This window comes from Pantoea sp. GABEPS69 (assembly GCF_045780835.1).
GTDB lineage: Bacteria > Pseudomonadota > Gammaproteobacteria > Enterobacterales > Enterobacteriaceae > Pantoea > Pantoea septica.
In genome coordinates, this window is the sequence record NZ_CP118618.1 from 3,151,586 (window position 1) to 3,171,899 (window position 20,314).

The following is a 20,314-nucleotide window of genomic DNA, read 5'->3' on the forward strand; positions in this document are numbered from 1 at the left end:
GCGCGCTATTTAATAGCAAATAAAAAATCACCTTGTCATGCTAAAATGGAAGCAAGCATCTGATATTAAGGATATTTAAATTATCTACCAGGCACGTAATGCTAAGCGTTGGCAAAAAGGACAACAGATAAGCTAATGATGAGGAGGAACAGGTCATCTTGAGGTTTCTGGCGAGAATTTGACGGGACCGCTGCTGTGCCAAATCTGTCCCACAAAATGAAGAAAAGAGTGGGATCAGAGCCACAGGCTTGAACTGACTGGTGCCGGAAACAGGAGTCGAACCTGCGACCTTCGCATTACGAATGCGCTGCTCTACCAACTGAGCTACACCGGCATAGAGGCGAGAACTACGGGGCATTAAGTTAGAAAAAAGCGTCACTTCCGTCAAGAGCCGCAGCGCGCGGATGCTGCTTTTCTCGTCATCTGATAATGAAAACAGCACGGCAGCTGCCCTTCCCTGCGCGCTACCAGGCCAAAAACAAAAAAAGGCGAGGCCGCAGCCTCGCCAAAAGTGCCTTTCATCAATCGTAATAAGGAACCTTGCGGTCGGTACCATTGATATTGATCAGCACAAAGCCCGAAGGCGTGGTTTTATTAGTCGGCGTACCCGCGGTCGTCGCGAGCGTGACTACGCCTTTCTCGTTGGCGCCGATACCCGCCACTCCATTGTGCAGGCCAAAGCGTGCCGCCGGTTTCAGCGTCCCTATTTTGGTGGTATCCGTTACCATCGACAGATCAGACTGGAACAGCGAGCATGAACCGGTATCGAAGCGCGTCGGGCCGGTACATTTCAGGTTGAACAGGGTGTCCCCACTGTTCGCGGCCAGCTTTACCCAGACCACCGCGTAGGTGGTGCCGACGCGGTTGTAGCGGATATCCAGCACGGCCGGCTGCCCCATATGGTGGGCGTCGGCCCAGACGGTTTCCAGCCGCTGCAGGTTAATCCAGGTTTTACCGGTGCCCACCATATTCACCGGCGAAGCGGCGGTGGTGGAGGGCGAGGTGGCGTCGCCTTTGCCGATCATTTCGATGACCCACTGCTGGTTGGCGTTAGGGAAAAAGAACTGACCGAGGCGATACCAGTTATCGGTGCCGGTATTGTTGGTGACCTTATAACCGCTGAAGTACCCTACCCGCAGCGAGCCGGTCATAAAGGTGCCGTGGTTTTCATCGCGGCGATAACCATACTCGAAGGTAGAGAGCCAGCGGCCGCTGGCGGCGTCCTGAGAGATCCTCGCCCCCGACTGCAGGCCGATCTGACGCATCACCACGCGCGCATTGTTCAGATTGAACGGGCTGCCGCAATCCTCGATGTTCAGCGTGTCGATGGTCCAGCCGCCGTCGGAAAGATCGCCCGGGTTGCGCGTATGCTCAATCCAGACGTTGCGCATAATCCCCTGGGTGACGCGCGGCATATAGAGCGTGGCGTCGCCGTAGCCGGTCTGGAAGTTGGCGTTGCTCAGCTCGATCGCCGTCGAGTGATCCCAGACGCCGCGCGGTGAGTTTGACCAGCCTACATCGAACACGCGCGAATAGGTGTAGAGGGTATAGATCTGGTCGAACTTACTGTCGAGCGTATCCAGCAGCTTGAATACCGTGCCGCCGGTGTTCTGCGCGCGGAAGCAGTGAATATTCACCGTTTCACCCTCGATACAGGTGTTCTCGAAGAACGGCTGCTTGTTGCTCACCAGATCGGCGGTAATGGTGCCGGTATTGGCGACGGTATCGGCGCTCGCCTGACCGTTCCACGCCATCCCAGTGATCACCGTGCGCCGCGCTTTTACCTTGAACACCGGCGCATCGCTCTTATCGGAGATAATGGTGGTGCGCGGCAGCGAGCCCAGCGGCGAATCGTCGCCGAGCAGACCAAAGAAGGTCGCGTCGGTGGCGCTGAGATCGATCGGCTTAATCAGGTATTTCCCGCCGGGAAAACGCACGGGCAGCGCGACGCAGTTGGCGTTCCAGGTTTTGGTCCAGTTGTACATGCGCATAAAGGCTTCGGTATCGTCGGCGTAGCCATCGCCTTTCGCCCCGAAGTGCAGCACGTTCAGCTCGGAGGGATCGTTGATGGTGCGCTTCCAGTAGAAGCCGTCGCCAACCGCAATGGTGCCGCCGTCATCTTTTAGCGTGGTGGTGCCGAGATAGCCGACAAAATCGCCGCCGCCGCGGAAGGTGGAATCCTTATCGTAGTAACGATTCAGGCTGGCGACCTGGCCTGCTGCTGCGGGTTTAGTGGTACGCAGTTCGGCATATGAGTTCACTTCAATCATGGTATCCTCCTCAGGATTTTGGGTACTAAAGCACGTCGTTAATCAGGGTTTGGCCGCATGGCCGCAAAGCTGATCCCACATGTCGTTGTGGGTATTGATGGCGCGAACGGTGCGAACGTCCATGCGTTTCGCGTCGTCGCCGTGGGTGTAAATCGGGGAAAAAAGCACGCAGGCCGAATCGGTGACGGCCGTAGGCTCAGGGTTTGTTGAATTTCGAATGCTGCAGCTTGTCGCGAGCAGCAGCGTCATCAAGATTGCTGTTCTCGGTGGTAACACGGGTCGCCTCCTCACGATGCTTTTGCTGTTGTTGCGCGACGGCGGCGGTTTGCGCCGCCTCTTTCTGCGCGCTTTTGGTATCGGCTTCGGCCTGCTGCTGCACCTTGCCGATCTTTTTGCCGCCGAAGTAGCTGGCGCCCAGCGCGGCAATCAGCGCGCCGATGACGGCAAGCCAGTGCCAGCCGCCGCTAAGCAGTGCGGTAAATAGACTCATGATTTTTTCGCCTCAAGCTGCTGCCTCTGCTGCACCAGATTCTTCTGTCGCACAAACTGCGCGATCACGCCCATCGCCACCATAAAGGCGCCGATCAGGCCGAGGTAGTTGTGGGGCAGAATGGATTTCACGTCTTCCGGCAGGGCGTTCCAGGCATCCACCGAGGCGGAGGGAAAGGATTGCACCCAGGCGCTGAGCATCGACCCGAGCGACGCCAGCCAGACCGACCAGGTTTTAAACAGCAGGCGCGCATGCGCCACGAATTCCAGCGTGGTAAAGCGCTGCATAATCAGCAGCACGATCACCACCATCAGCACGGCGATGATAAAAAAGAGCCATCTCATAACAGCCCCCTGTAGACGTCGTAGGTGCCGCTGCGCATCACTTCGGCATGACGGCGGGCGCGTCCCGGCGTCTGACGCGCCCACAGGCTATTGAGCATGGAGTTGGCCGCGCTGTCGTAATCCTCGGCCGCCACCGCGGTCAGCATGTTTTTAAACAAGGAGAGTCCGTCGACGCCGAGCTGATAGGCCATGCTGTAGAGCACATCGCTGCGCGCGTCGTTGCACTTCGCCAGCGCCTGCTGCAGCAGCGGCACGCCCTGCATCTGCTGGGCTTTGCCCTCGATAATGCACTTCTTCCAGACGTCGCCGACCTGGCGCGGCACGCGAAACACATAGTTATTGAGCGATGCGCCTTTCGGGCCGATGCGTATGCCGCCCGCCACGGTGGGAAATCCCTGCGTGTCGAGATAAGGCGCTTCGACGTAACCCTCTTCAAAATTGAGAATCTCAATAATCTGGCTCATGACCATTCCTCTTTTCCGGGCATGGGAAAGATATTCCCAATGCGACAGCGACAGTTAAATCACACTGATCAGTGCCAGAGATAACACCAGCAAAACTGCAGGTGAAACCAGCAGCGGCACTAAACAGTGCGTTGAGAATTCCCGTCCAGATAAAACGGGAGAAAAGATGAGATACAGCGGTACAGGCGGATAGAGAGCAGATTTAGCGCACGGCGTAGAGATGCACATGCGGCAAACAGCAGTTATCGAAACTGGCGGTTTCAGAACGGTTAACGGGCGTCGGGGCAATCGCCCGCTCAACACGCGAGGTCACCGGACGCTGAGCGATGCGCTCGGCGTGGCGTAACGGGGGATTTTCGGGTTCGCAGCCCAGCGCCTGATCGATGCTGAGCTTGAGTCGACTGAGCGGCTGGCGCCGCCGATGCCTGCGGGTGCGGGCATTACCAACAAAGACGCTTTTGCCATAGTGTATTATCGCCATAACTCCTCCTGTGAATGAGTCTTTGGCGATGGGGTGGCAGGCATGGGTTTTCGGCAAGCCGAACCGTCCCGGATGCCGCGTTTTCCGCTCACGACGCAATGCCCCGGCTGTAATAACAGCCAGGCTAAGCGCGAGTTGGGAGAAAAAGGCGGCATCTGACGACGCTGCATGTGCGCATCCACCCCATCCCAAAGTTCACTGACTTTGGATGGTTTGATTCGCGCTTGTGCAGCGCCTCGATTGTTTAAGAGCGGCTCACTCCGTGAGAGAAGGGCTTCGTTGGTCCACGCTCAAATTATTAACCTGTTCTTATGCTTTATCAAACACCAACAGTTAATTTTTTATTTACCATTGGTTAAATTTTTGAATTCTGCTGAATTATTTTTTTCAGCAGGTTGCAACTGAACAGAATTTAGCCAGAGGTTAACCCAGCAGCTGATAGTGCCGTGTCTGGCTCAGGATCACCTTGGCCATCACCTGCATGCTGTCGACATCCTCCCGATTGAGATACCAGGTTTCATAACGCTTATTATCTGAAATAACAGCAATTTTCTTGTGCTGAAGCTGCAAACGCTTGAGGTAAAGCTGGTTATCGAGGGTAAAAATATAGATGCCGTCCCCGTCGAAAAACTTCACGCTAATGTCCACGAACAGCTGATCGCGCGGCGCGAAGGTCTCTACCATCGAATCGCTGTTGATCGCTATCAAACGAATATTTTCCGCCGGCCGACCGTTGAACAGCACGCGCGCCTCATCCACGCCATATTCAATGGCATGAATGGTCTCAACAAACTCATCGCGCGCGTGCAATCCCGATGCTGACTTTTGCCCAATATCGAGGCTTTCGATACGGAAGACGTTGCGCTGCGCCTTCAGGCTGTCGAGCGACAGCGATTCAGCGGGCTTTTCCATTCCATACTGCAGCCATTCAACCCGTACGCCCAGCAGGCGGCTTAGCGCCAGCAAATTATTATCATCCGGCACGGACTGTGCGTTGAACCACTTCCACACGCCCGGCGTCGATATTTTGCACCCCAGCTGCTGTAACGCTTTGGCAACCTGTTTATTTCGTCCATGTCCGACAATTCCCGCACTTTCGCACGCGGCAATCAGCCTGGCAGTAAAAGCTTGTCTCGTACTCTCTTTTTTAACCATTAGTTAATAATCTGCCATAGAGGAGATACTGGATGTTATTTTCATTATTGCTACCAGTTCATTTTATATTACCGTCCGTTTGCTACCCAATTGCTTTTGTAAAGCAACGCTAATTATCATTATCCTCCTCATGCTCTGGGCAACCAGTCTCGATCGCGCCGCGCCCCGTTGCGGCGCGGCTTTCAGGAATGTTCCGTAGAAAAACGGGCAAAAAACAGACAGCCACCTTGTCGAAAAAAAAGTGGCGTCCAGACGCGTCGAATGTCACACCTGAAAACTCCAAAATTAACTGGATCGAAAAACAGGGGTTAAAAAAAAGGGCGCCCGCTCTGGACACCCTTTTTGTTAAATAAAGTCGCAATCAGGGGCGCAGCGTATCATCACCCCACGCGACCCATTTGTAGGTCGTTAACGCCTCCAGCCCCATCGGGCCGCGCGCATGCAGCTTTTGAGTGCTCACCGCCACTTCCGCGCCGAGACCGAACTGGCCGCCGTCGGTGAAACGTGTGCTGGCATTGACGTACACCGCCGAGGAGTCGACCTGTTTCACAAAGCGGCTGGCGTTCTGCGTGCTGCGCGTCAGGATAGCGTCGGAATGCTGGGTGCCATACGTACGGATATGGTCGATAGCCGCGTCCATGTCATCCACCAGCTTCACGTTAAGATCGAGCGACAGCCACTCGTCATCGTAATCGCCCTGACTGACGGGCGTCACGCTGGCCGGACTATCCTGCAGCTGCGCCAGCAGATTTTCATCGGCGTGCAGCGGGATCCCTTCCTGCGCCATACGCGCCGTAAATGCCGGCAGGAAACGGTCGGCAGCGGCGCGATGGATCAGCAGGGTTTCCAGCGAGTTGCAGGCGCTGGGGCGCTGTTTTTTCGCGTTGACGATCACTTCCAGCGCCGGCGCGACCTCCATGGTTTCATCGAGATAGATATGACAGACGCCGATGCCGCCGGTGATCACCGGAATGGTGGAGTTTTCGCGGCACAGCTTGTGCAGGCCGGCGCCGCCGCGCGGGATCAGCATATCGACGTAGCGATCGAGCTTCAGCAGCTGATTCACCAGTTCGCGATCCGGGTTTTCAATCGCCTGCACCGCCGCCGCCGGCAGCCCAAACGCCTGCAGCGCGTTCTGAATCACCCGCACCGTGGCGGCGTTGGTGCGCCACGTCTCTTTGCCGCCGCGCAGAATCGACGCGTTGCCGGTTTTCAGACACAGGCTGGCGACATCCACCGTGACGTTGGGGCGCGCTTCGTAGATCACCCCAACCACGCCGAGCGGAACGCGGCGACGTTCGATGCGCAGCCCGCTGTCGAGCTGACCGCCGTCGATCAGCTGGCCGACCGGATCGGCGAGCTGGCACACTTTGCGCACGTCGTCGGCGATGGCGCTCAGGCGCTGCGGATTGAGCATCAGGCGATCGAGCAGCGCGGCGCTCATGCCGCTGACGCGCGCATCGGCGAGATCCTGCTCGTTGGCCGCCAGAATTGCGTCGCGCTCCGCGTCGAGACGATCGGCGATCGCCAGCAGCACCTGGTTTTTCTCAGCGGTCGACAGATCGGCCAGCTTATATGCGGCGGCGCGCGCCGCTTTTCCCATTTCTTCAAGCATTTGACCGCTCCTTAACTGACGATCATGTCGTCGCGATGCACGGCCACCGGGCCGTATTCGTAGCCGAGGATCTCCCCGATCTGCTGGCTGTGATGGCCGGCAATGATGCGCAGCGCATCGCTGTTGTAGCGCGAGACGCCGTGCGCGATATCGCGGCCCTGCAGGCTGCGAATGCGGATCACCTCGCCGCGCGAAAAGTTGCCGCGCACCTCGCGGATGCCTTTCGGCAGCAGCGAGCTGCCGCGCTCCAGTATCGCCGCCAGCGCGCCGTCGTCCACGGTGATCTCGCCAGCCGGCGGCGCGCCGAAGATCCAGCGCTTGCGGTTCTCCAGCGGCGATTGCATAGCGTGAAAGCGCGTGCCGACCGGATTGCCGGCGATCACGTCGGCGATCACGCCGGGACGGCTGCCCGCGGCGATAATAGTGTCGATGCCGGCGCGACAGGCGACGTCCGCCGCCTGCAGCTTGGTGGACATGCCGCCGGTGCCCAGGCCAGAGACGCTGTCGCCCGCCAGCGCGCGCAGCGCGTCGTCGATTTCATGCACGTCGGCGATCAGCTCCGCCTGCGGATTGCTGCGCGGATCGGCCGTATAAAGCCCCTGCTGATCGGTGAGCAGCAGCAGCTTATCGGCGCCGCCCAGCATCGCCGCCAGCGCCGACAGGTTATCGTTGTCGCCGACTTTAATCTCCGCCGTGGCCACCGCGTCGTTTTCGTTAATCACCGGCACGATATGGTTGTCCAGCAGCGCGCGCAGGGTGTCGCGGGCGTTAAGGAAACGCTCGCGATCCTCCATATCCGCGCGGGTCAGCAGCATCTGGCCGATATGGATGCCGTAGATAGAGAAGAGCTGCTCCCACAGCTGAATTAAACGGCTCTGCCCCACCGCAGCCAGCAGCTGCTTTGAGGCGATGGTAGGGGGCAGTTCCGGGTAACCCAGGTGCTCGCGCCCGGCGGCCATCGCGCCGGAGGTGACGATCACGATGCGATGGCCGGCCGCGTGCTGCTGCGCGCACTGACGAACCAACTCCACCATATGCGCCCGATTCAACCGGCGCGAACCGCCGGTAAGGACGCTGGTCCCCAATTTGACCACCAGGGTCTGACTGCCGCTCATATTTCCTGCCGTTTAAGTAAAAAAAGAAAAAAATTTCTGCGAAGGAACTTTTTATCAGGAGTCAGAAGCGAAGCCAACTCTCCGCCGGGGAAAAGCACGAAAAACCCGAGACAAGCAGGTAGACCAAAAGTTCGCATATCACAAGAAATCAGAAAAAATGTCATAAAACGTTCATCTCCAGACGGTAAAACGTCCCCTGTTTTATAAGCCCTTTTCAGGGGCATAACACATTTTACTCATCGGGATTGATAGCAAATGAAGAAAAGTACACTGGCACTCGTCGTCTCTGCTCTGGCGCTGACTTCTGCTGCTCATGCGGCGGAAGTGTATAACAAAGACGGCAATAAGCTGGACTTCTACGGCAAAGTAAAAGCGATGCACTATCTGAGCGACGCGGACAGCCAGGACGGGGATAAGTCCTATGTACGTATCGGCTTCAAAGGCCAGACCCAGATCAACGACCTGATGACCGGTTACGGCCAGTGGGAATATCAGTACAACGTCAATAACTCTGAAGGCGCCGACGCCAACAACGGCAACAAAACCCGTCTGGGCTTTGCCGGTCTGAAGTTTGGTCAGTACGGCTCCTTCGACTACGGCCGCAACTACGGCGTGCTCTATGATGTCGAAGCCTGGACCGACGTATTCCCGGAGTTCGGCGGCGACGGCACCGCGCGTGCTGACAGCTATATGACGCAGCGCGCCACCGGCGTAGCCACCTATCGCAACAACAACTTCTTCGGTCTGGTTGACGGCCTGCGCTTCGCGCTGCAGTACCAGGGCCGCAACGACGCCAACGGCGGCAACTCGCGTACCGATATCAACCGTCAGAACGGCGACGGCTATGGCGCGTCTCTGGGCTACACCATCGCCGATACCGGCATCAGCGTGATGTCGGCGATCACCTCTTCCGACCGCACCAACCAGCAGCAGGCGCGCGTTTACGGTCAGGGCGACCGTGCGGACTCCTGGGGCGCTGGCGTGAAGTATGACGCCAATAGCGTCTACCTGGCGGCTATTTATACCGAAACGCGCAATATGACGCCGTTCAACGGCACCGATCGCGCAACAGGTCTGGCGGCCGCGGGCGCGGCGAACAAAGCGCAGAATATCGAGCTGGTAGCGCAGTATCAGTTTGATTTCGGCCTGCGTCCGTCACTGGGCTACGTGCAGACCAAAGGCAAAGATATCGAAAACGGTATCGGCGATGCAGACCTGGTGAAATATATCGACGTGGGCGCCACCTACTACTTCAACAAAAACATGTCGGCGTTCGTGGATTACAAAATCAACCAGCTGGACGACGACAACCGTCTGAGCCTGAACAACGACGACGTGGTTGCGCTGGGCATGACTTACCAGTTCTAAAAATCTGGCGCCGCCGCGAAGCGACGCGCGACGGCAGCAGTGTTTTCCCCTCAATGTGTCTGATAAACAAGGGCCGCCTCATCAGCGGCCCTTTCTTTATGCAGCACCATAGTCAATAAGTGGATGGCATGGTCTGAGGAGCAAAGCGTCCCGCGACAGGGATGTCGCGGGCCGAGCGCGCAGGGATGCCTTGAGCGACTTTGCGATCAGACCATGCCATCCGCTTTTGCACCTTTTTTGTAAGAACCACCTTACGGTGGTTCTTACCTTGCCTCTCAGAATGTCCAGCGTACCCCGGCGTTATAGCGCCACCCCTTCGCGCCGTTGCCGTCGATCTCCTTGCGGTAGTCCGCTTCGGCGTAGAGCGACACGTCGTTGCGGAAGCGTGTCGTGCCGCCGACGCCGACGTCCCACATCTGCCCGAACCTGCCGCTGTTGAAATCCTGACCGATGTCGCCCCCCACCGCGCCGACTTTTACCTTCGAGCCACCGCCCCAGCCGTGGGAGTAGTTGGCGCGCAGATAAGGCGTATATTCACGCTGCGCGTCGTCCTGCCAGGTGCGATCCAGCCGCGCGCCGAGACGGCCGATGGTCTGATCGTCGTCGTCGAACTTCACGGTGGTGCCATCCTTATCGGTGGCGTCATCGAACTTCAGACGCATCCAGGTCAGCTGCGCCTGCGGCTCAAGACGCAGGCCGTTGGCGAAAACAAAGGGATACCCCGACTCCAGCGAGGCGCTCCAGCCGTCGGCCTTCAGCTTCGCCACCTCTTTTTGCCGCGCGACATCGGTGTCGCCGCGGTGCCAGCTCCAGCTCAGCGAGCCGTCCAGATAGAAGCCGCTGTCGCGCTGCCAGGTGCCGTAGAACGAAACGCTGTCGCTGTCGAACGTGGTTGAGCTAAAGCCGTCGGCCGCGTGCGGACGAATGCGCGTATTGCCGCGCGTATAGGCGACGCCGCCGCGCAGGCTGTCGCTCGTGCCGTCCAGCTGCAGCAGATTGCCGCCGAGCTGCACCGCGCTGTAGTCGATATCGGCGTCAAAGCCGTAGTCGCTAAAGTCGCGGTTGCTCTGGTAGGTCAGATTCGAGCCGAGATAGCGCAGGAACAGCTCGCCGCCCGCGCCGCTGCGCTGGCCGTCGCGCAGTTCACCGAGACGCTTATGCAGATCGTCGGTAATCGCCTGGGTGTAGTAGGCCAGACCGACCGGCGCGGAGAGATAAGAAGGCACCTGCGGCGCCAGCGCCGGACGCGCCGCGCGCGATGCGGCGCGGCCCGCCTGCGGCTGGCACAGTGCGCCGTCCTCGCACACATAGCGGTTAGCGAGCCGGTAGTCCCAGCCCGTGCCGCTGCCGTCGGGCGCAAACGCATACAGCCCGTACTGCCAGGGCCCGGCGGCGAGGTAGCCGCCCTGCAGCGCGAAGCTGTCGGCGCTGGCGTTGCCGGAAACCTGCGCCAGCGAGACGCCTTCGCGGCGGTCGATCGCGCCGTCGCCGCTGGCGTCACTCTGCGTCGCGGCGCTGCCTGCGAGAATGCGATCGTCAATCAGCGTGGTGCCGGTGACGTCGCCGTTCACCCGTAGCGCATCGCTCTGGCCGCCTGCGCCGCTAAGCCGCGTCGCCAGCCGCAGCGTGCCGCCGAGCGACGCCAGGGTGCCATCGATGGTCAGCAGATTGTTGCCCGCGCCACCGTTGCTCAGATCGAGCGTACCGGCGTTGTTCACCACCAGCGAGTCGTCGGTGGCGCCCGCCAGCAGCGGGTTGACGTTATTCCCGGCAAACAGCGTGGAGTCGCGGTCGATATTGATGGTGCTGTGCGCCAGCTTCAGGTTGTCGGTCAGCGTCCACTGAGTTTTCGTAAAGTTGAGCGTGCTCCAGCCCGCGCCGAGGTTAACCCCTTTGCTGAGGTCGTCGCCGCTAAGGGAGCCGCCGCTGGCGTCGATGTTGCGGAAGCTGAGCGTGCTGCCGACGCCGCCTGCGGTGGTGATATGACGGGTATTCGCCAGGCTGACGTTCTCGATCAGCGCCTGGTTGTTCTCGCCGCTGCCCATGGTGAGACTGCCGTTGAGGGTGCCGCCGGTGACGGCAAGCGTATCGCTGCCGTTGCCGGTATCGACTTCGCCGATGACGCTGCCGCCGATAAAGGCGAGCTGGTCATTGGTCGCGCCGCCCGCCACGATCGGCGTTTCCGGGTATTCCGCGCTGATATCGCCCTGGTTGATAAACACCGTCTGGCCGCCGCGCAGATCGATCACCGGCGCGACGCGGCTGTAGGAGACGATGGTGCCGCGGTTTATCACCTCGCTGGCGCTGCGGGTGACAATCGCCGATCCGCCCGCTTCGCTGCCCACGGCGATAAAGCCGTCGGCGAAGACGCGGCCGGTGGTATTGGCGCGAATGCCGTCACCGCTGCCGTTGACGATAATTGCGTAGCCTGGCGGCACCACCAAATCGTTAGCGGTGGCGGAGCCATCCTCGTTCTGGAACAGATAGCCGACGCCGCTGCCCTGTACGTCAATCGTCGCCTTGCCGCCGTAGTCGAACGACGTGGCGGAGCGGATGCCCGCGCCGTTAGTAGGAATAAGGTAGGCGTTATTCAGCGCAATATTCGCGGTTTCGGCGCGGTTGTTGATGGCGCTGCCGCCGCCTTCGGCGCTGAGGATAATTTCGCTCGCCTGCAGCCCCGCCGCGCCGCGATCCAGCAATACCGCGTCCGCCCCACCTTTGACCCAGATACCGCTGCGGAACAGCTGGTCGCCCTCAATGTTGAGGATGGCGTTTTCTTCCACGCGCGCGCCAGCAATGCCGCCATCTACCTGCACCGTGCCGTTGTAGGGCTGATAAAGGCTTGCTCCTTCGCTGGCGTCAATCCCAATGCCAGACGCTACGTGGATCCAGACGTTGTTGATCAGGCGTCCGCCGTCCAGCAGCCGCGCGCCGGTGCTGTTCTCGCCGTCGAGGATAATGGTGCCGTTGTTCATCACCGTCGCGCCGCCGGACGCCTGCAGCGCGGTGACGTTTTTACCGCTGCCGATGATGTTGCGGTTGCTAAACACCGCGCCGTCGCCGTTTTCGCTGATTGCGCCAATGGTCTCGTCGCCGTTCAGCCACACGTCGCCCAGATCGCCGTAGGCGCCGTTGGAAGCGCGCAGCGCCACCGCGCCCTTGCCGTTAACGAAGTAGGTTTCGTTGTCATAGAGCGTGGCGCTGCCGGACATTTTCACCCCAGTGGTGTTGGCGCCGCTCAGGGTGATCTCCCCTAACCGCTGCAGCGAGAGGATTGCGCCGTCGCCCAGCTGGTAGAGCGTCGAGCCGTCGGTAGAGACATCCTGATTGCTGCCGTACGCATAGATGGTGCCGCCTCCCTCCACCACCCGGTAAGCGGTCTGGTTGGGATCGTGAAACACCACCTTGCTCTGCTGACCGAGCACCAGCGCGCCGCCATAAAGCGCCTCGCCCGCCAGCGCGTTGCCGCCATAGAGGTTGATAACGCCATTCTGCTCGATGCGCGCCGCGCCGCCCATCGCATACAGGCCGGTGGTGGGCAAAAAGCCGTCCGCGCTGCCCGCCGTCACGTTCAACGCGCCGCTGCTGGTGATCACGCTGCCTCCGCCGGGGGAGTCAAATGGATAGCTCGCCGCATAGAGCGCAATCGCGCCGTCGCTGACGCTGATAGTTCCGCTGTTGACCGCCTGGCCGCTGACGAGCGCCTGGATGCCGTAGCTCTGTTCGCCGCGCAGGCTGATGTCGCCGGTATTGATCAGCGCGCCGCGATACTGGGCGATCAAACCGATCTGCTGGTTGCCCTGACCGTTGATATTCGCGTGGTTGACCAGCGTCGAGGCGAAAGGCTGGTCGAAGCTGTTGGTGATGTAGCGCGTCAGGTTGTAGTAGTTGCCGTCCACCACCGCCGCCGTCGCGCCGCCGACGTTGAGGTTAAGCTGCGTCGCCGCATCGATGGTGCCCTGCGCGCCGCCCTCGATGCGCAGGCCGGTCGAGGTGTTGCCGATATTAAACGTCGCGCCGTGGGTGTTGACCACCGAACCCTCGCCCACCGCTTCGATGCCGGTGGAGAACGCCGCGCCCGGCGCGATGGTCAGCCCGGCGCCGTCGAAGTCTGCGCCGTCCTGATAGCGGAAAATAGTGGCGTACCAGTCGTCAGGGCCGGTGGCATAGTTGCCCGCCTGCGGCAGATTGATGTGCGCATTCGGTCCGATGGCGAGGAAACCCATCTGGTACTCTCCGCTGCCGCCGAGCTGCGGCACCGCATCGGCGGTGAGATCGACCGTGGCGTTGCCCTCGGCGCGAATGCCGACCGCGCCGTAGCCCTGCAGGGCGATGGGGCCGCTCAGGGTAGCGGACGCCTTGCCGCTACCCTGCCCGTTTACCCATACTGCGGTGTTGAAGCTGCCGTTCAGGGTATCGGCGCGGCCGGGTACGTTGATTGTCCCGCTGGAGAAAGCGCTGGCGCGCTGGCCGTCGCGAGCGATGACTTTGATGCCGGTGCCGCCGTCGCCGTTAAGGTTGATGGTGCCGTTATTGCCCACCAGTCCGCCGCTGCCGGAATCGATCGCCAGCAGGCCGACGCTTTCCGCCGGGCGAAACTGCGCGCGGCCGTTGAGATCGATGGTGCCGTTGTTAAGCGCGATCGCTTCCGGCCCGTTCTCGACGCGCATGGCGGCAGCGTTCTGCACCCTGCTGCCGAGCACGATGCGCCCGTCGTTAATCGCGGTAGAGTTAAACTGCTGCGCAATGGCGTTGACGCCGCCGCTCTGGTTAATCGCCACATCCTCCACGACGTCGCTTTTCGCGTTCTGCGGCGCGCGGCCGACGTAGATGATGCCGCCCGCGGCGTTGATAAAGCTGGCGCCGCTGGTGTCGAGCAAGACGCCCGCGCTGCTGTGGCTACCGCTCGACTCCGCTACGCCGAGGTTAATCGCGCCATTGTTGATCCCCTGGGCGTCGCTGAGCCGCAGCGCGCTGCCTGGTTGCGTGGTGGCGTAATTCAGCACGCCGTTGTTGACGAAACGGCTGCCGCCGGTCGCCAGTACCGTGCTGCCGCTGTAGCCGAGCGTCGCCGCATCCACGCCGCTGCCGTCTGCGTTATTGAAGAAACCGCCGTTGATGACGCCGTTATTGACGCCGCTGGCGCCCGCCAGCCGCAGCGCGGTGTTTTCATGGGCCGCCGATCCGCTGGCGGCCAGCTTGCCGTCAATGGTGGCCTTCGCGCCGTTGGTGGCGCGCACCGCGCCGCCGTCCGAGTCGACCACCTCCAGCGTGGCGCCCTTCTGCACCGAGACGCTGGCGCCTGGGCCGTCGGCGCTCAGCACCGAGCGCTCGCCCACCGGCAGCGTCACCTCGTCGTTGTACTCATCGGCGTCAATCACATAGGCGATGGGCGCGCTGTAGAGCGACAGCGCCTTGTTGAATTCGCCGTTGTAGCTGCCGGCGCTGAGGTTGCCGCTCTGCAGCTGCTCAATCAGCCAGTCGTTGTACTGCCGCAGATCGTTCAGGCTGGCGACGTTGAATTCGCGGCTGTTGCCGTCCAGCGTGGTGACGCTGAACGGGCCGCTGTACTGGGCGACGTTATCTACCCACCAGGCCAGGTTGTAAGTGTATTCGGTATAGGATCCGGTAAAGGCGATGCGGTTAGCCGACTGCCAGTTCATCGCCCCGCTGCCGCTGGCGGTAAACAGCTGGCTCTGCTTCGCCGCCATGCTCCAGCCGTTGGTGGCGGCGGTGGTGGCCGCGCCGTCGACGCCGATATCGACATTAATGGTACCGTTGCTCACCTGCGCCACGCGGGCATCAATATATTGCTCGCCGTTGACGTTGTAGTAGTCAGGCAATTCGCTGGCGGGCGTCACCGAGGCGAGCGCGCTGATATTTGCCGAATTAAACACCGGCAGCTGATTGTTGCCGCTGCCGTTGACGTCGGGCACGCTGATCAGATAATCCTGCGCGCCGAACGTCAGGCGATCCGCGCCGATAACATTGTCATCGGAAATAATTCTGCCGCCCGATAACAATTCGCCGACGGTAATGGGACGGCCGCCATCTAAGCCCGGCTGAAAGCGTTGAATGCCGCTCAGGGTTTGCGTCGATCCATTACAGACGCAAAATACGCCTGCCTTGTAGTCATTTAATAACGGGGAAAAAGGTTTTAACGTAGCGGCCTGACTACAGGTAATCGGAAAAAGCAGCCCGGGCGCAGCGGCCAGGCTTAATAACAGCGGATTTAATTTAAACAAAGGGTTTTCCTCCAGAGAGACAGCACAGGACCACCCGGACTTTTAGGTGTCCGGGTTGGCATTCTTTTTTGCCGATAACAAACGGAGAAAAGCCGCGACAATGGCAGTCGCGCTGGCGGGTATCACACCATTTCGTCAGGAAAACGTCTACAAATCGTCAGTGCGATCCGCCTCAATAAAAAGAGAATAGGAATTATACCGTGCCGCCCTCTGATTTAGCTGGACCGGTTATTTCAACGCCTGCCGTTGATTAAACAGCTTTTATCAAGCGGCTTTAGTTAATATCCATAATCAAATAAGCCGTGAGAATATTTTATGTCTGCAAGGGAAGATTAAATAAAAGCGGGAGTAAAAAATAATAAAAAAGCGCGTCGGGAAATAACGTTAAAGCGGAGAAAAATATAAACGCAGCGCCAGTGCCGTAATAATGCAGAACAGGCATAGCCGAAGCGAATCGAACTATGCCTGCCGTTCAGGGTTGAGGATTACGCGCTGAGATCGACCGGCTCTTTAAAGCCGCTGGCGGGCGTCAGACCCAGATTCAGCTCCTGCAGCATCGCTTTCAGACGGGTATGGAAGTTACGCAGCGTCTCTTCCACCTTCTGAGCGTTCTCTTTTCCCTTGATGTTCGCCACGGACCAGTCGCCATCTTTATCGAACAGGCCAATATGATAAACGTAGGTAAAATGGTCTTGCTGCGCGTCCAGCTCCATCCACCAGCCCCAGAACTCACGGCTTTCCGGCGCGGGTTTGACATTGACGCAGGCGGCCAGGCAGTCGAAAAAGAACCGCGTTTCTTCACATTTCCCTTCGCGGATATACGGTCCCAGCTCGGTGAAGCGCTTAAGCAGGCGACTACGGGGATGACCACTCGGTAACGTCATGCTAATTCTCCATAAGTTTGACCGTTAGTATTAAAGCAAACCGCTGTGAATTTGCCAGCTACTGTTGTAACCGCTTTGCCAGCCAGTCGCAAACCTCATTCAGCGCGCGCTCGAAATTCGCCAGCGCCGGCCTGACGGCGATCGGCAGCAGTTTGCCGTCGGCGGAGGAGCTGGCGATCAGCCGCGCGTCCTCTTCCGGGCCGAAGGGATCGTCTGGCCAGTAGCCCGCCAGCATCGGCGTCGACGTGCGACGGCCCAGCAGCCCCTGCACTTTGAGCGAGTAGCGATTCAGCTCGGTGCGCAGCGCGCTGTCGCTGGTAAACGCCATGCCGAGGCGGCTGGCGAGCATATCCATATACATATCCGGAATGGCGTCCTGCTGCTGCGCGCTGGTCAGCAGGCTGTGCACCATCGGCCCGAGCGTCGCGACGGCGCGCAGACGCGGCGCTTCCAGATAGGCGAGCCGCACCGCGACGTTGGCACCGAAGCGATAGCCGAACGCCGCCACGCGCCGGTGATCGATCCAGGGCACGTTCGCCAGGTCGCGCAGCACCTGCTGATGCAGAAAGCTGGTGTCCTGGTTGAGTCGCCACTTCACCGAGAAGCCCACCGACGGCATATCCAGCGTCAGCATGGCGATGCCGCGCGGCGCCAGATAGTCATGGAACAGCCGATAGTGATCGCTTTGCAGCGAGTCGAGGCCGCCGCACAGCAGCACGGTGGGATATGGCGCCGAGGCGTTGGGCGGCATATGCAGAAAGCCGGTGATCGGGCTGCCGCCTTCGATATTGAAGCTCAGCGCCTTGAGTTCGCCGGGCAGTCGACGCGTCGCCTCTTCGTAGGCGCGATTCGCCAGCGTCTGCGCCTGGTCCGCCAGCTCGTCGCCTTTGATATAGGGATAGGCGGCCATGCTAAAGAGGTGCGAGGCGCGCAGCCAGTATTCGCCAGCCAGACTGTCGTCGCGCTCTTCCTGCGCGCGCGCCTGCCAGAGGCCCGCCTGCTTCGACCACTCAAACGCCCAGTTGCCGCTGCGAAAACCGATCACGGTGTCGAGCAGCGCGTCGTCGGTATGGCGCTGGTCGCTGTTGGCGATACGCGCCAGCACTTCGATGATCTCCTGCGGCGGCACGCCGCGCCACGTCCACATCAGTTTGTTGAGCATGCGATACCAGCCGTGCTGGCTGCTGCCATCCAGCGTCGCTTCGACGTCTACCTGGGCGTGATGCTGGCGATGCACCAGCGAGGAGGTTTCGGGGTAGTTGTAGTGCGGCTTAAATAACTCTTCGCTGAGATTTTTGCTCGACATGCTCGGTTCTCCTGACGGCTCTGGCAGAGGCTAAGTGTACTGCAGGGTCAGGGGCGGCGCGAGGTGCAAAAGAGCGCAGGACGCTTTGCGGGCAGGCCATGCGACCCGCCGTCTATCGGATGCCGGCGGCAGAAAGCACAACGCCCGGCAAGCCGGGCGTTGTTAACACGAAACGATCAGGCGCCTTTAACGATAGGCGGAATGTAAACCACGCCCATGTCCCACGGCTGCTCGATCCAGGTGTTCTGCGGAATATCCACCACGTAGTCGTCCACCAGCGGGCGGCCTGCCGGCTTAGCGAAGATAGTGACGAAGTGCGCCTTGGGATACATCTCGCGGATCGCCTGCGCGGTGCCGCCGGTGTCCACCAGGTCGTCGATGACGATAAAGCCTTCGCCGTCGCCTTCCGCGCGCTTAAGCACGGTCATCTCGCGCTGATGATCGTGGTCGTAGCTGGAGATGCAGACGGTGTCGACATAGCGAATGCCGAGCTCGCGCGCCAGCAGAGAAGCCGGCACCAGGCCGCCGCGGCTGACCGCGATAATGCCCTTCCACTGTTCGACAGGCAGCAGGCGCTGAGCCAGTTTGCGGGCATGAATCTGCAGCATGTCCCAGGTAACGACGTATTTTTCACTCATGAATAGCGATCCCAGCCAGTTTAATCGGCTTAAAAATGTGCAACGGGAAAAAGGTTGCGCGAGATTATAAGGATCCTCAGCGCTAAAAACCAGCATCCGAACCACTGGTTGCGGCTTTTTAGCGCGCCTGAGTACGCACCCGGCGATAACAGTGATATTCTCAGCCCCATCACGTCAGATTCGCTGACGGCGACCATTCACTGGAAACTCGCGCGCACCGGCCTGGCCGGCGCACTGACACAGGAGACCTGTCGTGTCTGAATTGTCTCAGCTTTCTCCCCAACCGCTGTGGGATATCTTCGCCAAAATCTGCTCCATTCCGCACCCCTCTTTTCATGAAGAAGCGCTGGCCACCTATATTGTTGGCTGGGCGAAAGAGCAAGGTTTTTGGGTCGAGCGCGACGCGGTCGGCAATATCCTGATCCGCAAACCGGCCACCGCCGGGATGGAAAACCGCACGCCGGTGGCGCTGCAGGCGCACCTCGATATGGTGCCGCAGAAAAACAACGACACTGCCCATGACTTCACCAAAGATCCGATTCAGCCCTATATTGATGGCGAATGGGTGAAGGCGCGCGGCACCACGCTGGGCGCCGACAACGGCATCGGCATGGCGTCCGCGCTGGCGGTGCTGGCCGACAGCAGCCTGACCCACGGCCCGCTGGAAGTGCTGCTCACCATGACCGAAGAGACCGGCATGGACGGCGCCTTCGGTCTGCAGCCGAACTGGCTGCAGGCGGAGATCCTGATCAACACCGACTCGGAAGAGGAAGGCGAGATCTATATGGGCTGCGCCGGCGGCATCGACTTTATCACTACCCTTCCGCTGACGCGCGAAGCGGTTCCGGCTGATTTCGACACCCTGAAGCTGACCCTGAAAGGGCTGCGCGGCGGCCACTCCGGCGCAGATATCCATATGGGCCTCGGCAACGCCAACAAGCTGCTGGCGCGCTTCCTCGCCGCGCACGCCGCCGAGCTCGACCTGCGTCTGATTGACTTTACCGGCGGCACGCTGCGCAACGCCATCCCGCGCGAAGCCTTCGCTACGCTGGCGGTCGAGAGCCATAAGGTCGACGCGCTGAAATCAGCCGCGGCGCACTTCCTGCTGGCGCTGCAAAACGAGCACGGCGTGAAAGAGAAGAACATCAACGTCGTTACCGAGCCGCTGGCGCATCAGGGCGAGGCGCTGAGCGCAGAGAGCCGCGACCGCTTCCTGAACCTGCTGAATAGCACGCCGAACGGCGTTATCCGCAACTCCGACGTGGCGAAAGGCGTGGTGGAAACCTCGCTGAACGTCGGCGTGGTCACCATGGATCACGATAAGGCGGAGATTAACTGCCTGATCCGTTCGCTGATCGACACCGGCCGCGACTACGTAGTGCAGATGCTGACCTCCCTCGGCCAGCTGGCTGGCGCGCAGACCAAACCGAAAGGCGGCTATCCGGGCTGGCAGCCTGACGCCAACTCGCCGATTATGGCGCTGACCCGTCAGACCTATATCGCGCTGTTCGACAAAACGCCGAACATTCAGGTGATCCACGCCGGTCTCGAGTGCGGCCTGTTCAAGAAGCCTTACCCGAACATGGATATGGTTTCTATCGGCCCGACCATCACCGGTCCGCACTCGCCGGACGAGCAGGTGCATATTGAGAGCGTTGGCCTTTACTGGAAACTGCTCACTACCCTGCTGAATGCGATTCCAGCAAAGTAAGCGCATCATGTTTTGATAAACCAGGCTTCGGCCTGGTTTTTTTATGCCCGCGCGCCGCGCCAGCATAAAACACCACTTCTCTTTCCTTTCCTGTTGTAAAACACCAGCGTTATCGGGCGAGCCAGCTTTAGCCGCCAAACTATCCAGATGTCTGGATGGCTAATAAGATTTCGTGCTAGCTTATGCGCTTTCGACTGTTGCCGCGCCTGAAACTTCAGGAAAAAATTG

General features: G+C 59.9%; 15 protein-coding genes and 1 tRNA gene. 2 read left to right on the forward strand and 14 right to left on the reverse strand.

Translation table 11 applies throughout. From position 1 onward, the window contains the following. Nucleotides 1–258: 258 nt before the first annotated feature. The 10 genes from PVE98_RS15495 to proB form a co-directional block, all read right to left on the reverse strand. Nucleotides 259–334, reverse strand: a tRNA-Thr gene (locus tag PVE98_RS15495). A gap of 187 nt (nucleotides 335–521) precedes the next feature. After that, a complete protein-coding gene (locus PVE98_RS15500; protein ID WP_033752792.1) occupies nucleotides 522–2,270 on the reverse strand; it encodes a glycosyl hydrolase family 28-related protein in 1,749 nt (582 codons plus the stop codon). 42 nt (nucleotides 2,271–2,312) lie between these two features. After that, nucleotides 2,313–2,438, reverse strand: coding sequence for a hypothetical protein (locus tag PVE98_RS15505; protein WP_255404266.1), 126 nt, complete (start codon nucleotides 2,436–2,438; stop codon nucleotides 2,313–2,315). A 28-nt stretch (nucleotides 2,439–2,466) separates the two neighbouring features. Then, a complete protein-coding gene (locus PVE98_RS15510; RefSeq protein ID WP_407568522.1) occupies nucleotides 2,467–2,760 on the reverse strand; it encodes a hypothetical protein in 294 nt (97 codons plus the stop codon). Next, the gene (locus PVE98_RS15515) at nucleotides 2,757–3,104 is read right to left on the reverse strand and encodes a hypothetical protein (RefSeq protein WP_033752794.1); all 348 of its coding nucleotides are present in this window, start codon (nucleotides 3,102–3,104) and stop codon (nucleotides 2,757–2,759) included. Before PVE98_RS15515 ends, PVE98_RS15510 begins: the two co-directional genes overlap by 4 nt. Continuing rightward, a complete protein-coding gene (locus PVE98_RS15520; protein WP_033752795.1) occupies nucleotides 3,101–3,568 on the reverse strand; it encodes a glycoside hydrolase family protein in 468 nt (155 codons plus the stop codon). Before PVE98_RS15520 ends, PVE98_RS15515 begins: the two co-directional genes overlap by 4 nt. 202 nt (nucleotides 3,569–3,770) lie before the next feature. Further along, nucleotides 3,771–4,049 carry a hypothetical protein gene (locus tag PVE98_RS15525; protein WP_033752796.1) on the reverse strand — a complete coding sequence of 93 codons (279 nt, stop codon included), beginning with the start codon at nucleotides 4,047–4,049 and terminating at the stop codon, nucleotides 3,771–3,773. A 423-nt stretch (nucleotides 4,050–4,472) separates the two neighbouring features. Continuing rightward, nucleotides 4,473–5,204, reverse strand: coding sequence for an XRE family transcriptional regulator (locus tag PVE98_RS15530; RefSeq protein WP_033752797.1), 732 nt, complete (start codon nucleotides 5,202–5,204; stop codon nucleotides 4,473–4,475). Between the two features lie 361 nt (nucleotides 5,205–5,565). Next, complete coding sequence (gene proA / locus PVE98_RS15535; RefSeq protein ID WP_333620655.1) at nucleotides 5,566–6,819, reverse strand: glutamate-5-semialdehyde dehydrogenase; 1,254 nt, start codon at nucleotides 6,817–6,819, stop codon at nucleotides 5,566–5,568. A gap of 11 nt (nucleotides 6,820–6,830) precedes the next feature. Beyond that, nucleotides 6,831–7,934, reverse strand: a complete 1,104-nt coding sequence (gene proB, locus PVE98_RS15540) for a glutamate 5-kinase (protein WP_096072659.1) — start codon at nucleotides 7,932–7,934, stop codon at nucleotides 6,831–6,833. Between the two features lie 255 nt (nucleotides 7,935–8,189). Here proB and ompC point away from each other — a divergent pair, with 255 nt between their 5' ends. After that, nucleotides 8,190–9,302 (forward strand): porin OmpC, encoded by a 1,113-nt coding sequence (ompC, locus tag PVE98_RS15545; protein ID WP_096072658.1) that lies wholly within the window; start codon nucleotides 8,190–8,192, stop codon nucleotides 9,300–9,302. 275 nt (nucleotides 9,303–9,577) lie between these two features. On the opposite strand, the gene PVE98_RS15550 is transcribed toward ompC, so the two are convergent. From PVE98_RS15550 to gpt, 4 genes are all read right to left on the reverse strand, one after another. After that, on the reverse strand, nucleotides 9,578–15,547 hold the full coding sequence (locus PVE98_RS15550; protein ID WP_096072657.1) for an autotransporter outer membrane beta-barrel domain-containing protein: 5,970 nt from the start codon (nucleotides 15,545–15,547) through the stop codon (nucleotides 9,578–9,580). A 485-nt stretch (nucleotides 15,548–16,032) separates the two neighbouring features. Further along, a complete protein-coding gene (gene crl, locus PVE98_RS15555) occupies nucleotides 16,033–16,431 on the reverse strand; it encodes a sigma factor-binding protein Crl (protein WP_033752802.1) in 399 nt (132 codons plus the stop codon). Nucleotides 16,432–16,489: 58 nt separating this feature from the next. After that, complete coding sequence (frsA, locus tag PVE98_RS15560; RefSeq protein ID WP_033752803.1) at nucleotides 16,490–17,737, reverse strand: esterase FrsA; 1,248 nt, start codon at nucleotides 17,735–17,737, stop codon at nucleotides 16,490–16,492. A 176-nt stretch (nucleotides 17,738–17,913) separates the two neighbouring features. Continuing rightward, nucleotides 17,914–18,375, reverse strand: coding sequence for a xanthine phosphoribosyltransferase (gene gpt, locus PVE98_RS15565; protein ID WP_033752804.1), 462 nt, complete (start codon nucleotides 18,373–18,375; stop codon nucleotides 17,914–17,916). Between the two features lie 253 nt (nucleotides 18,376–18,628). Between gpt and pepD the strand changes: the two genes are divergently transcribed. Next, nucleotides 18,629–20,086 (forward strand): beta-Ala-His dipeptidase, encoded by a 1,458-nt coding sequence (gene pepD, locus PVE98_RS15570; RefSeq protein WP_096072655.1) that lies wholly within the window; start codon nucleotides 18,629–18,631, stop codon nucleotides 20,084–20,086. Nucleotides 20,087–20,314 lie beyond the last annotated feature (228 nt).

Excerpts from the sequence above, each read along its gene's own strand:
- PVE98_RS15520 (WP_033752795.1), bottom strand. The coding sequence starts at position 3,568 with ATGAGCCAGATTATTGAGATTCTCAATTTTGAAGAGGGTTACGTCGAA.
- PVE98_RS15530 (WP_033752797.1), bottom strand. The coding sequence starts at position 5,204 with ATGGTTAAAAAAGAGAGTACGAGACAAGCTTTTACTGCCAGGCTGATT.
- proB (WP_096072659.1), bottom strand. The coding sequence starts at position 7,934 with ATGAGCGGCAGTCAGACCCTGGTGGTCAAATTGGGGACCAGCGTCCTT.
- proA (WP_333620655.1), bottom strand. The coding sequence starts at position 6,819 with ATGCTTGAAGAAATGGGAAAAGCGGCGCGCGCCGCCGCATATAAGCTG.
- PVE98_RS15515 (WP_033752794.1), bottom strand. The coding sequence starts at position 3,104 with ATGAGATGGCTCTTTTTTATCATCGCCGTGCTGATGGTGGTGATCGTG.
- ompC (WP_096072658.1), top strand. The coding sequence starts at position 8,190 with ATGAAGAAAAGTACACTGGCACTCGTCGTCTCTGCTCTGGCGCTGACT.
- PVE98_RS15525 (WP_033752796.1), bottom strand. The coding sequence starts at position 4,049 with ATGGCGATAATACACTATGGCAAAAGCGTCTTTGTTGGTAATGCCCGC.
- PVE98_RS15510 (WP_407568522.1), bottom strand. The coding sequence starts at position 2,760 with ATGAGTCTATTTACCGCACTGCTTAGCGGCGGCTGGCACTGGCTTGCC.
- crl (WP_033752802.1), bottom strand. The coding sequence starts at position 16,431 with ATGACGTTACCGAGTGGTCATCCCCGTAGTCGCCTGCTTAAGCGCTTC.
- PVE98_RS15500 (WP_033752792.1), bottom strand. The coding sequence starts at position 2,270 with ATGATTGAAGTGAACTCATATGCCGAACTGCGTACCACTAAACCCGCA.
- frsA (WP_033752803.1), bottom strand. The coding sequence starts at position 17,737 with ATGTCGAGCAAAAATCTCAGCGAAGAGTTATTTAAGCCGCACTACAAC.
- gpt (WP_033752804.1), bottom strand. The coding sequence starts at position 18,375 with ATGAGTGAAAAATACGTCGTTACCTGGGACATGCTGCAGATTCATGCC.